This window comes from Curtobacterium sp. MCBA15_007, assembly GCF_001864905.1.
Classification (GTDB): Bacteria; Actinomycetota; Actinomycetes; order Actinomycetales; family Microbacteriaceae; genus Curtobacterium; species Curtobacterium poinsettiae.
Window position 1 is genome coordinate 69504 of sequence record NZ_MJGM01000067.1, and the last position, 12856, is coordinate 82359.

At 64.5% G+C, this 12856-nt stretch carries 10 protein-coding genes; 7 read left to right on the forward strand and 3 right to left on the reverse strand.

Annotated elements, in window-relative coordinates:
• The first annotated feature begins 268 nt into the window (after nt 1-268).
• Entirely contained in the window at nt 269-1141 is an 873-nt protein-coding gene (locus tag BIU95_RS15585) for a ParA family protein (RefSeq protein ID WP_071252112.1), read from the forward strand.
• Nucleotides 1138-1512 carry a hypothetical protein gene (locus BIU95_RS18410; protein ID WP_139179859.1) on the forward strand — a complete coding sequence of 125 codons (375 nt, stop codon included), beginning with the start codon at nt 1138-1140 and terminating at the stop codon, nt 1510-1512. Before BIU95_RS15585 ends, BIU95_RS18410 begins: the two co-directional genes overlap by 4 nt.
• 366 nt (nt 1513-1878) lie before the next feature.
• Here BIU95_RS18410 and BIU95_RS15590 read toward each other — a convergent pair whose 3' ends face one another.
• Nucleotides 1879-3375 (reverse strand): hypothetical protein, encoded by a 1497-nt coding sequence (locus BIU95_RS15590; protein ID WP_071252113.1) that lies wholly within the window; start codon nt 3373-3375, stop codon nt 1879-1881.
• A gap of 253 nt (nt 3376-3628) precedes the next feature.
• A complete protein-coding gene (locus tag BIU95_RS15595) occupies nt 3629-4675 on the reverse strand; it encodes a hypothetical protein (RefSeq protein ID WP_071252114.1) in 1047 nt (348 codons plus the stop codon).
• Between the two features lie 244 nt (nt 4676-4919).
• Between BIU95_RS15595 and BIU95_RS15600 the strand changes: the two genes are divergently transcribed.
• The 5 genes from BIU95_RS15600 to BIU95_RS18415 all read left to right on the forward strand — a co-directional run bounded on the left by BIU95_RS15600 (nt 4920) and on the right by BIU95_RS18415 (nt 10913).
• On the forward strand, nt 4920-5726 hold the full coding sequence (locus tag BIU95_RS15600) for a TIGR02391 family protein (RefSeq protein WP_052481827.1): 807 nt from the start codon (nt 4920-4922) through the stop codon (nt 5724-5726).
• Nucleotides 5727-5931: 205 nt separating this feature from the next.
• Nucleotides 5932-7026: a tyrosine-type recombinase/integrase gene (locus tag BIU95_RS15605; protein WP_071252115.1), complete on the forward strand. Its 1095-nt coding sequence runs from the start codon at nt 5932-5934 to the stop codon at nt 7024-7026.
• Nucleotides 7023-7955, forward strand: coding sequence for a hypothetical protein (locus tag BIU95_RS15610; RefSeq protein ID WP_042539500.1), 933 nt, complete (start codon nt 7023-7025; stop codon nt 7953-7955). Before BIU95_RS15605 ends, BIU95_RS15610 begins: the two co-directional genes overlap by 4 nt.
• Before the next feature lie 297 nt (nt 7956-8252).
• Nucleotides 8253-10664 carry a hypothetical protein gene (locus BIU95_RS15615; protein ID WP_139179861.1) on the forward strand — a complete coding sequence of 804 codons (2412 nt, stop codon included), beginning with the start codon at nt 8253-8255 and terminating at the stop codon, nt 10662-10664.
• Between the two features lie 12 nt (nt 10665-10676).
• Complete coding sequence (locus BIU95_RS18415) at nt 10677-10913, forward strand: DUF4190 domain-containing protein (protein WP_139179862.1); 237 nt, start codon at nt 10677-10679, stop codon at nt 10911-10913.
• A 191-nt stretch (nt 10914-11104) separates the two neighbouring features.
• Here BIU95_RS18415 and BIU95_RS15620 read toward each other — a convergent pair whose 3' ends face one another.
• Nucleotides 11105-12637, reverse strand: coding sequence for a hypothetical protein (locus BIU95_RS15620; protein ID WP_071252117.1), 1533 nt, complete (start codon nt 12635-12637; stop codon nt 11105-11107).
• Between the last annotated feature and the right edge of the window lie 219 nt (nt 12638-12856).

The window sequence follows — 12856 nt, forward strand, 5'->3', positions numbered from 1 at the left end:
TGGGTAGTTTGGCTTGTAACGCTTGCGTTTGTTTCAAGCCTTGTGTACCCTGTATCGTAATAGTTACAATAAACACAAGCCTTGAAACGGTTCAGAGGCCTAGAGCTGGCAGCGGGAGACTTACCCCCCTGCGCCTTCTAGGCTTGAAACGCAAGTGTTAATTGGGTAGTTTTGCTTGTAACGCTTGCGTTTGTTTCAAGCCTTGTGTACCCTGTATCGTAATAGTTACAATAAATACAAGCCTTGAAATGTTTGCCTGGGAGGGCTGATGACGCACGTCACTGCGATTGCCAACAACAAGGGTGGTGTTTCCAAGACCCAGGTGACATGCCAGCTGGCTGCGGCCCTTGCGCGGACTGGGCGCCGCGTTCTTGTCGTCGACATGGATCCCCAGGCGAACGCCACTCGGCGGCTGGGGATCGAGTGGGATCCTTCAGCACCGATCCCCACCATGTCCGAGGTGATCGCGGCTGCTCAGGATGGCGCAGGGGAGGCAGCGGTAGTTGCCTGTGGCTGGGATGCGGAAGCGGCACCAGAAGGGGAGTGGATCGATGTCCTTCCGGCACGCTTCGATCTCATCAACCGTGAATCCGAGGCTGGCGTGGTCGGCGCCGTGCGCCGTCTCACCAAGGCACTGTCCGGTTGGACCGACGTGTATGACGTCGTCCTGATTGACACCCGTCCTGATCTTGGACACCTCGTGCAAATGGCCTTCGCCGCCGCAGACACCGTGATCATTCCCTCCGACCCGAACTACGACTCCGTCGAAGCTGCCATCCGGGTTCGAGACTTTGTCGCGCTTCACGCCGCAGATCTCATGAACCCGGATCTGCGTGTGGCTGGCGTTGTCGTGACACGCCGGAAGCGGACCAAGGAACATGACTTCCAGATCGAGGGTCTAGTCGACGCCTTCGGCGAGCTCGTATGGAAGCTCGGGGGAGTGGTCAAGTTCGACGATGGGACCGACTTGTTGAATCCGAACTACCTTCCCGAGTGGTCTCGCTTCGCCGAGGCTGACGCCGCGGCCACATCTCTGGGCGCCTGGCCTGGGGCTGACGGTCGGAAGGCAGTGGCGCTTTACGACGCACTGGGTCAGATGTATGCACAGCGCATCTTGGAGAAGGAGACGGACGCAGCATGAGTGCACCAGAACGCCGGCGCCCCGGCGCGAACAGCCCAATCAGACTCACCGCCAATGTTGAGCCCGTTCGGACGGGTGTCGATACGCCTGTGACACCTGTGACGCCTGGGCCACCGAAGCAGGAAGCCGCCGAGCCAGTGAAGGAAGCGACGATCCCGACGACCGTGGCGCTGCGAGAAGGTCTCAAGCGTCGTGCCCAGACCGCAGTACTCCAAACAGCCGCGTTGCCTGGCGGCTATCGGTCCTTTGCGGCGCTGGTCGACGGGGCCCTCGAGCGAGAGCTTGAACGACTCGCCAACGAACACAACGGCAGCGTTCCGTTCGAACCGAACGCTGGCGGGTTCCGCACCGGCCGGCCGTTCGGTAGCTAGTCGACCGCCCGCACGAGGTCTGTAGCTCAGGTCGCGGAGGGCAACGTGAGTGCTGAATTGTCAGTCTTGCCCCTAGCGCTCGCGCCGCACACGGTGGCACGGGCGACGTCGGACAGCCCCGCGAACTCGCCGGTCGTGTGGTCGTCGGATCGGTGCATCGACACCAGGAGTGCTTCGAGCTTGGGGAAAGCTGGGGCTTGCCACCCTTTGGCCAGCAGACCGCCCAGTGCCTCACGCAGGGGGCATCACCGGGCACATCGCCGGGCGGGTCTGTTGGCACACCGAAACTCCGGACCTTCACGGGCCCCCGGAGCGGCGAGACGTGTGCGGTAGCCGATCGGACTGAGGCTCAATAGGCGCGCGGTGTTATGCGGAAAAAGGGATGTTCCACGCGTGGCACAGGGCGTTGTGGAGGATGAAGCTCCCGTGGAGATAAAGCTGGGCGTCATCGCGGCGGTGGTAGAACTGCATGTAGCTGCCACCGCGGATCTGTACTTCATTGCCGATTGCGCCAGCGAAGAACAGCAGCTTAAGAAGCCTGTTTACGACGGTGTCCTCGGTGACGCCCAGCGTTTTGAGCTGGTGCGCGAAAGCTGCGCGGTCGAACCGCTGCCGCTGAAGGGTTTGGAGGGTGTCGAGTGCCTTACTGGCTTCGTCGGGTCCGAACTCGTAGCCGGCGAACTCGTTGCGGATCGCACCGGGGAAGTACCGGGTCGCGTACTGCAGCACCCCTTCGCGGATGACGTCTTGGCGGAGCTGCTGCTGGCTCGCTGGGAAGACCTGCGACGCTTCGACATCGCGGATCGCGTCGAGCAGTCGGAGCAGATCGCGCGGCGTGTGGCGCGTAAAATTGAGGAGGTACTGCAGGCGGTTGATGGTGCGGTGACTCTTACCGTGCAGCTCGATGTTCTTCGGGAAGTACTCGAGGACGTCGACTCGGTCGACCTCGAGGGCTTTGGCGGCCTTCCCGTTGACGAGGCGGATGAGTGGGGCGTTGATGCCCGCAGCTCCGGATAGAACGCGCCAGTCGAGCTCAACGGAGAAGTCGTCGCGCATCTTCTGTGAGTCAGGCAGCGTCAGAGACACCCTGTTGAAGACGTCGTTGCGCAACAGCAGAACAATCGTGCCTGTGGCACCCGTGTTGGAGAGGCGCTGGTTGATCGAGTACGCCGCTTGTACGAGCGATGCGAGGCTCTCGTCATACTTCTCGTCGTTGAGGAAGATCGAGTCCAGTCCGTCGAGCATGAGTAGATGCCGGTTACCTGAGCGGGCGTTCGCTGCCCACTCTTCGAGATAGGGCAGCAACGAAAAGATGTTCAGTTTCGTTCGGGACTCACGGCGGTAGACGGTGCCCAGCTTCGGGATGGGGATCTCGATGGTTGTGTTCGACACGTTCAGGATCGCCCGGCCGGAGGTGTCGCCAAGAAGCCCGTATTGGCGCAACAGTCGAGTGACACGCGTCACCTCCGTACGGTTGGGGAGGTCGCAGGATTGATCCTCGAGAAGGAGGGCCAGATAGTTGCAGAGCAGGATGAACTTCCAGGCCGAAACTGTGCGGTCCGTGCCGGCAGGTTGGCCGGTGTCCAAGCGCGGGATGTCCGCGAGTGGCAGCTCGGAGGCGTCGCGCACGACGCAGAGGTAGTCGTTGAGGTGTTGAGACTCGTGGAGGTACCAAGCTAGGGCAGACTTCCCGGTGCCCTTCGGGCCGAGCACCATGGTTTTCTCACCGGACACGACGGCGTCGGTAATGCGGTTGAGGTCCACGAAGCTGCGGACGAAGTCGTCGCGACCGCCGGACAGCTCGTTCTTCGAGTCGCTTTTCCCGAAGTAGAGGTCCTCAAAGCGAGGAGTCGTCAGCGTCATGCCTGGAGCGTACCCGCGGGCCCAGACTCTTACCGGTGCTATCCCATGACCGCATACGACGGTTTCTGGCACGTCGCGCACAGCCAGCGCTGCCGCCCCAACGGACTGGTGTGTCGCGGAGCGCTACTCAGTGCCGGAATCAAGCGTGCGCTACCTCTCACTGACCATGGCTTTCGTTGCACCGGGCGTCGACGAGCCTGACTGGGAAGCGGAGTGCGGAGCCGAACGAAGGCGTCGCCTCCTGGGGTGGGGTCTAGCGCAGCGCACGGAGAGCTGCGGCGACCCGTGCACGCAGAGACATGGCGCGCTTCCCATGTTGCAGCGCCTCGAGGTCGTCGACGCGGCGTTGCGTGGTCTTCAGTCCCCGCGTGAGATCGTCTGCGGCGACGCGTGCGATCGCCCCTGACAAGGAGAGTTCCACCATGCACTGGGGGAGTCGGGCGGGCGGACGGTGGAACAGGGCCGGCAGCAACAGCTCACCGATGGTGACGGCAAGTAAGCCGTACGTCGCCGCTGGTGCCGCGATCGCGAGCCCGGCGTTCACGAGAAGCACAAGGGTCGCGTAACCCGCGAACGAGAGGCCGCGAGTCCAGAGACGGCTTGCACGGGATGGGGCTTCGATCGTGCCGGCGTTGATCTGCAGAAGCATCAGCAGCCCGGCTGACGTACCGATCACTCCGACGAGGAACCCAGCCATGAAGCCTCGCCCGACGGTTAGTTGCACGACGCACCCGGTCACGATCCCGGCGACGACTCCATAGCCGATGGTGACCAAGTGGGCGGTCCAGATGTTTCTGCTTGGTCGTGGAAGCGCGCCGAGACGCTGAATGGTGATGTCTCTTGCCTGACGTGCGGCGCCGAGCTGAACATGGTGGGCGGGGACGATGAAGCGGCCGACCTCGAGGCCGAGCACCCAGCAGAGGACCACCATCGGAATCACCACGACCAGCGCGGGCAGACGATGAGGACCAACGAAGGTCGCCGCGACTGCGAACGTCCCAAGTGTGAGCGCTGACGCCCCAAGGAGGACGCCAAACGCACCGACGCTCCGACGGATCCTGCGGCGGTGCTCACTGTCGGTGAACGCGGCTTGCCCGCCGACAGAGATGCCGTAGAGCACCAGCGTGACCGTGGAGTACGTGAGCAACGCATTCACCGTGGTGTCGCCTAGTGCGACGCCCCACTCCGGCATCCACGTAAACGTCGGCGTTGACGATCGGCCTTGGCCGGGGAGGCCGCTCGCGATCATGCCGCCGATCCAGAAGATGCCGACCAGGAAGCTCAGAGTGATGGCGTACACGGCCCGTCGGGGGAGTGGAAGGCTCTCGGGTTCGTCAACCGGTTTGTGTGCTGAAGGCATGCTTCACGGTCTCGGTCGCCGCCGACATTCAGTAACCAGGTGCCGGCTGGTCGCTTCCACCCCCGCCAAGACGTTCCGAGAATGACTATTATCGGAACTGATGCGGTCTGGGCCACAGGGCCGTTCTGGACACGTAATTTGGCAGCGCTTCTGGACAGAACGTGGTGTTGCCGAGGGGAGAGCTGTGTACGCGAAGCCGAAGGTCGCCCAGGTGGACCGACCGATCGAAGTGCCGATCCTGGGGGAGTGGATCTCACTCGGCGACATCGACGACGCCAGCCCGGCGATTGGTGGCATGTTCGTCCTGAAGGCCATGGCCTCGAAGGAGGGCCGGGGCTGGAGCGCAGCGGACATTGTCGGCACAGCGCGAGCTCGAGCACGCATGCACAACGTGCACAGCACGCGTGCACTGACGTCACTGCAGTCCCCCACCGTTGAGCAGTTCGTGGCCGACGCGATCGGTTGGCTGCTTGCGCGCGGCCTGGTCGGACCCACCGCGGACGCGCAGTACGGCCCTCACTGGATGTTGACGTCGGACGGTAGGGCGGCTGCCGAGCAGGGCTCCGCAACGCACATCGAGGCGTCGATGCGGCTACACGCCGACCTGCACCCCGCGTTGAATGAGATTGCGCGACCGAACTTCGCGAGCGGTGCGTACGCGACTGCGGTCTTCGAGGCGACCCGACAGGTGGAGATCGCCGTGCGCGAGGCCGCCGGCTTCGAGACGCGGCAGCTCGGCGTCCAGATGATGCGGGACGCCTTCAAGGTGGGAGGACCGTTAGCAGACGCCAGCGAGGTCGTGCCCGAACAGGAAGCCGTCAGGGACTTGTTCACGGGAGCGATCGGCGCGTTCAAGAACCCCACCAGCCACCGCAGCGTGGAGTTCGACAGCCCGATCGAGGCAGCGAGCATCATCCACCTCGCGGACCTGCTGCTGCGCATCGTCGACCGGGCAAAGGCTCGTCGCGCGAACGAGGTGTCTGGTGAGTGACGAGCCGGGGGAGGAACTCGTCCTCGCCGACGACACACGCGAGGATCTCGTCCCGGAACTAGTCGGCGATGACCGACTTACGCGCCGGCCGCTGCGGGCGGTGTCCGGCAAATCGATGACCGCGGAGCAGCGTGCGGCTGCCGAGCGCAGTCGCACCGCGGCGGCCGTTCGTCGTGCTGCGGCTCGGGGGCCGCGGCCGCCGGTCGTGGCGAAGACGGCTGAGCAGCTCGCCCTCGAGGCGAAGTCCGAGAGCACGGTGCGCGCCTACCAGAGTGACCTCCGTCAGTTCGCGCGCTGGCTCGCGGGCTTCAAGGACGACGAGGTGCATGACCCCGCGGACGTCGCCAGCGTGCGCACGGCACCGCGGACGCCCAAGGAGGTTGCTGACTTCCTGGCCGCCAAGGCTGCCTCGGAGGTGGCACCAGGGGTCCGGCGCTACGCGCCGTCGACGATCGCGCGGTACCTCGCCGCGATCAACTGGGAGCACGAGCGCCGCCACTTCGATCCACCCGGGAAGCACCCGCGCGTCCGCGACACGATGCGGGGCATCCGTCGCGATGACCCACCACCCGTCCGGCGCGCAGCTCCGCTGACGCTGAAGCTGCTGCAGCGCACCCTGCGCGCGATCGACCTGACCACCTTCGAGCGCGGGGCCATCAACACCCGCGACTACGCCCTGATCCTGTTCGGCTTCGTCGGTGCGTTCCGCGAGAGCGAGCTCGTCGCGACCGACGTCAGCGACTACCAGCTCGTGCCCGACGAAGGCGTCCGCATACGGATGCGTCGATCGAAGACCCACCATGAGGGCGACGGGCCGCCGAAGGTGATCCGCTTCGGGTCGAACCCGCTCACGTGTGGGCCCTGCGCGTTCGTGCGGGTGTACCGGCTGCAGGTCGAGCAGCACCAGCGCGGAGAGGCCGGGATGTTCGCTGCGCTCAAGGACGCCGCAACCGACGTCCACATCTGCGATGAGGGACTGCCACCGCACGAGGAACGTCTCGACCCTGCCGCCCCGTTCTTCCCCCCGGTGAGCAAGTGGGGCTTCTTCCGCGAGACCCGGCTCACCCCGACGGCAGTCGGCAAGGTCGTCCAGTCCCGGATCCGGAAGGCCGGCCTCAACGCCGCCGGCTTCAGCGGGCACTCGATGCGTGCCGGCTTCATCACCGAGGCTCGCAACGCCGGCGCGACCGACGTCGAGATCATGAACCAGACCGGCCACACCTCCTCGGCGACGCTGCGCATCTACGACCGCGAGTATGCACCGCTGGTGCGCAACGCCTCGACCCGGATCAAGCTGTGACCACGACGCCGCAGCTCGAGCGGCACTGGGCACGCTTCGAGGCCTGGTGCACGGCGTCGGGGAGGGCTGCCCTTCCGGCGACACCCGAGACAGTCGAGGAGTTCCTCGCGCTGTTCCCCGGTTCGAAGACGCAGCAGCGCATCCGACGCCGGGCGATCGCCGTCCAGCACCTCGCCGCGGGGGAGCCGTCCCCGATCATCGTGCCGCCGGCAGATCGTGTCTGGAAGGGAGAGGCGTCGGTCGCGGACGTCGAACGGGCGCTGGCGGAGATCCCGAAGTACCGCCACCCAGTCGGCCTCCGGGGCCGGCGCGACGCCTTCCTCGTGGTCCTCGTCGGCTTCCTGCAGCTGAGCCGTCAAGAGGCCCGGAACATCACGCCCGGGCTGATCGAGCTCGGCAGCATCGTGAAGATCCACGGCCGCGTCATCCCCAGCAACGACGACCCGGTCACTTGCCTCGCGTGCGCCGTCACGCGATGGCTCCGGGTGGTCGGGAACGCCTACCTCGGCCATCAGCACGAGACCCGGGCGCTCCTGGACTCGACGAAGGCCGATCTCTCCGAGCACGACTGCGGCCGCCCCGTCACCGAACCGTGGCGCCGTGCAGCCAAGATGCTGCTCTCGCTCGACACCTACGGCTGGACCAGAACGGACGTGCCGCTGTCGAAACGGTCGATCACCTCCATCGTCCCGGCCCGACGTCGCGGTTCCGGGTTCGTCGAGGACATCGGACCGCACACTCGGAAGCCGAGCCGCTTCGACGCTCTGAGCACTGCCGAGACCTACAAGGAAGCCGGCGAACTCGAGGTGCGAGCAGCCGCAGCGTTCGCACGATCCACTGAAGTGCTCGCAGAAGCCCACAGGCTCGGCCTGGCGATCGACGACCTGTTGCTGCCGATGCCCGACGACGACGATGAGGACGGCTGGTGACGGTTTCGACACGGGTCCCCGTACGCCGGCGCGCTGCGCGGCCATCCTGATTGGGCATCAACTTCGGCCGCCGAGGTGATAGTGTCGTACGACTAAGCCCTGCTACGCGCCGAACGAGTCCGGATGCTCATCCCCCTCATTGGCTGAAGATACGTTAAGACCGATGCGGTACTACCCCTTCTCATCTGGGATTTTTCATGACACCCCCAAACGGGTGGGGGGTACACGCGTTCAGCTTCCTCATATGCTTCGGGCGCTGACAGCAATTGGTGCCGTCACTCTGAACTAGGGGGTTTCGTGCGCTCATTGCTGCACGCTCCGCGCACGAGGAGGCGCAGCATCGCTGCCGCTACCTTCGGTGCGCTCGCACTTGTTGGATCACTGCTTGTGGCTACGCCGGCGCAGGCAATCAACGACACCGGCACCGGTGGCGTGTTCGTACCCGCATCTGGCCGTGTCCTGGACACGAAGGTTGGTACGGGCGGGTTCAGTACGCCGATGGAGGCAGGGAAGTACCGCACTATCAAGATCGCCGGCGTCGGGGGTATCCCCGATGACGGCACTGTTGGCGCCGTGTCCCTGAACGCGACGGTTAGCGGCTCGGCAGACAACGGCACCCTCTTCGGTCGCCCTGATGCGAACACCTCTCGCACGACGATGCTGATCTACAACGCCAACGCGGGTGAATACGTCTCCAACACCGCGATCGTCGCTGTCAGCGCAGCCGGCACCATCCAGGTCTCAACCGAGACGGCTGCACGGTTGATCCTTGACGTACAGGGGTATTACACCGCCAACACTGACGGCACCGCGGCCGGTGGATTTGTCTCCGTGGCTGGCAAGCGCATCGTCGACACCCGCTCCGGGCTCGGCGCTCCGAAGGCGCTCCTGGCGCCGGGAAAGACTGTCGACATCCAGGTCGCTGGCACCAATGGCGTTCCGGCCGACGCTTCGGGCGCGGTGGTGAACCTGCTGCCGATCAACACCACGGCGTCGGACGGGTTCCTCACCCCTTACGCCACGGGCGCGGCTCGTCCCGACAACGCGCTGCACTACGCGCCGTCGGTGAACACGTCGATCCAGGCGCAGGTTCGGCTGTCCTCGGGCGGCAAGATGACGATCTACAACGGCTCGTCGACCATCAGCCTCGTCATCGACTTGCAGGGCTACTTCACCGCCGCAGGCACCGCTGGCGCGACCTTCACCCCCGGGGTCGGTCGTGTCTTCGACTCCCGTGCGGCGGCAAACACGATCCTCGCGAAGAACGAGACCCGGGCGATCCCGGTCGCAGGCCAGGCCGGCATACCCGTCATGGGATCCGGCATCAGTGCAGTCGTCCTCACTCTTACCGCCGTTCACGGCGGCAGTGCCGGCCGCGCGTCCGTGTGGGCGAACGGAACGGCGCAGCCTGACACAACGTCGCTCAACTTCCAGACCGACGAGATCCGCACCAACACCGTCACTGTTGCCCTCGGCGCAAATGGAAAAATCAACCTCAACAACGTGGCTGACGCCACCAACTACGTCATCGATGTTCAGGGTTGGTATTCATCACAGCTCAGCCCTCGTATTACATGTGCCGCTCCCTACTCGGCCGGTACTTGGGTAAAGGCCGTGCCTGCAGACGATATTTCCTGCAACGCGGTCATTCCGGCTGCTGATGCGTCGGGTCGCACTTTCAGCGTCCTCGTTGATGACGATGAAGTTGAGTCCGGCACTCAGGCGGCAACTGCCTCGAACATCCCGGTAGACGTTTCTGCCTTCGGTGGCACACACGCCATCGTTGCCACTATCGATGGCGGGGGTACTCCGCTGCGAACGGCTTACGAATTCACCCTTGGGTCCTGGGCAGATGACTCCTGGAGCCCAACGCCACCCACGGAAGCGCAGGTGAGCCTCGCTCCCGAGCTCGGCGCCGTCCCCGAATCAGAAGACTTCCCCGACGATGCAACCGCCACCTTCACGGTGAACGGTCCCGATGGTGCCGTGGTTGCTACTTCGGGTGACACCGGCACCCAGTGGACAATCCCGGAGGGGCTGCTCGCTGACGGAACGACTTATACGTGGCGAATGACGGTCACCGGCGAGAACGAACTCGGAACGACCACCGAAACGCGGACTTCCGCGGACTGGAAGTTCACCGCGTCTAACGCCCTTACTGGTAGTGAGGACACCAGCGTCGACTCGACCGATCAGCAGTGCATCGCGGACCGGACCGCAGTCAACGCCGAACAAGGCGGCACCCAGACGCGCGATGACATCGTGAATGGCTGTTCCATGACCACGACCACTACGGTAAGCGAAGAGGAAGAGGTCGATGCTGACTCGACCACGCCCCTTGCTGTCTCGCGTGCCGCGGCCAGGAAGATCCACACCAAGGAGTTCTACCAATCTTCGCACGCCTGGGATTGGCACTGGAAGGAGGGTCACGCCGGCCGTATGTATTGGGATGGTAAGAACGCTTGGGTCGGGAAGAAGCATCGCGGCAAGACCGGATATCACCACTGCGGTGTTAATCGGTCGACCATCCAGGCAACGATCGACCCGTCGGAATGTGACGAGTACAAGTACGGTGCCGGCGTCGCGGAGGGCGAGCGTTTCGTGGTCACCAACTACGTCATGGGTGTCCTGGTTTCCCAGGGTACTAAGGGGCATTCGATGGGCATGGCCAAAAACGGCAAAATCACTTACCGCCAGTACTACAGATAGGGCATCATTCTCATGACGAACAATCAGCAAACGCGCCCGTACAGCACGCTCAGCATCGTCGGCTTCGTACTCGCCTTCGTGGTACCAGTCGCAGGCATCGTCGTCAGTGCATTGGGTCGGAACGATGCGCGCCGGTCAAACACGCGCGGCTTCACTCTTGCGACATGGGGGTTGTGGATCGGCATCATCTTCACTGCTCTCATCGCATTTAGCTTCGTGAGTGCACTGCTCGATCCTGTGTTGAGCTAATAGCTCGACCCAAGCATTAGGTTTGCCCTTCCCGCAATTTGCAGCGGGAAGGGCAAATTTTTTCCTCTCCTCGTGCATCCCATGCGGGGGCAATTGCGTGGGGAATGCTGGCGCGCCCTCAATCAATGGTCATGACTCTCAAGGCGGCGCCCCCAAGGATCTGCGTTCGAGTCCGCGGACCGGTCTAGTTGCTAGCGCGTGAACTCAATGATGAAGTTGCGTTCGCCGGCGCCGCTGTAAGTGAGCGGTGCGTGCTCCTGGAAGCCGTCGCCGCGGAGGATGGTGCTGACTTGGTCAAGTTCGGCTGGGTTGTCGCCGACGTACCAGACAGTGCGGAGACCCTTGGTGTCGTTCGCTGCGTTGACGGCGCCGTGCATGCGCGCGAAGAAGTAGTTCATGTCCGCCGCGCTCGTCTTCGTCCAGAGGTCCTTGAGGCCCTCGACGGACGACGGGTAAGCGATGGTCAGCTGGTCGGCTGGCCGGTGCATCTTGCCGAGGATGAGCCCGGCGGGGCCCCGCTCGTCCTGGCGTGCCTCGGTGAGCTCCCCTGCGGCGGTGGCGAGATCGGTGCTCTTCGGTGATGCGTACCGGATGCTCCACCACACCTGTCCGGCCGGGATGAGGAACGCAATGAGGAGCAGGCCACTGATGATGCCCTTCGCGTAGGGGAGGAGGGCGACGATGCCGGCGGCGATGAGGATCGCGAGTGCCGGCGCGGAGTACGTCACGTAACGGGCGTTGTAGACGGGCTTGTAGAAGTGCGATGCGGCGAGCAGCGCCACGGTGGGCACGATCAGCCACGGCAGCATCACCACCAGCGCTTCCCTGCGCTTTCGGAGCGCGAACGCGACACCGACGAGGACCAGCAACCACGACACGACGGCGACTGCGGTCACGAAGGACCTGGTGGTGGTGACGAGCGCGAAGTCGAAGAACTGCAGCCGCCATCCGTTTTCGATGGCGCTGTGCCAGGTCGGTGCCTGCAGCCATCCGATCTGTCGGGACTGCGGGATCGTCGCGCGAACGAACGGCACGACGGCGACGCCGAGGATGGCGATCGTCCACGCTGCGGCCGCGAGACCAATCCAGCGCTGCTTCGGTGCGAAGAGGAAGCGGAGGAACACCGTCAGGGCGTGCGCGGCGACGATGAGTGCCGCCCACAGGAACACCAGCACCGACACGTAGGCGAAAACCGCGTACAGCAGCCACCACAGGGTGATCAGCAGCGGCGGTTTCCGGCTGTCGGTGGCGTCCAAAGCGTGGACGAGCAGCACCGTTGTGAGTACCGCCAGCAGGAGCTCGAACGCCGGGGAGCGTCCGGACGTGCCGGCCGAGGCGACGACGGGCAGTAGAGGCAGGATGATCGCGGAGATCGTCGCCGTGGCGAGGGAGAACAGCCGCTCAGCGAGCAGGACGACGAGCCCGCCTGCCAGTCCGATCGCGACGGCCGACGGGAACCGGAGCGTGAAGGGGCTGTAGCCGACGAGGTCGAACCAGAGGTGCATGCCGACGTAGTACGCCGCGTGCACCAGGTCGATCCGGCCGATCAGGTCCTGCAGCGCATCCCACGACCGGGTCGAGGCTGCGATGGTCGCGGTCTCGTCGAGCCAGATCGTCCGGTGGGTGATCGCAACCAGGGTGATGAGCGTGCCGAAGAGGGTGGCTCCGCCGGCGATGACCCATCGGGCGTTCCTGCGGGTGTCCCGCTTCACGTCAGCATGCACACCCGCCAGCGTATGGGCAGCCGCACTCGAGCCCCGACTCTGATGTCGGCGAGTGGTCGAGCATCCAGCCGTGACTGCGGTGCTGCGCGCAGGCTAGGAGTGGGTGTTGTTCCGCACGGAGGGCAGCTTGCGGTGGTCCTTGACCAGGGAGCGGGTCTCGCGGATGCGACGGTCGATGCCCCACTTCGTCACGAGCGCGAGGCTCTCGCGGACGATGTT

What these genes read in the sequence shown, in the direction of transcription:
- BIU95_RS15585 (WP_071252112.1), top strand. Translation starts at nt 269, where the DNA reads ATGACGCACGTCACTGCGATTGCCAACAACAAGGGTGGTGTTTCCAAG.
- BIU95_RS18410 (WP_139179859.1), top strand. Translation starts at nt 1,138, where the DNA reads ATGAGTGCACCAGAACGCCGGCGCCCCGGCGCGAACAGCCCAATCAGA.
- BIU95_RS15590 (WP_071252113.1), bottom strand. Translation starts at nt 3,375, where the DNA reads ATGACGCTGACGACTCCTCGCTTTGAGGACCTCTACTTCGGGAAAAGC.
- BIU95_RS18415 (WP_139179862.1), top strand. Translation starts at nt 10,677, where the DNA reads ATGACGAACAATCAGCAAACGCGCCCGTACAGCACGCTCAGCATCGTC.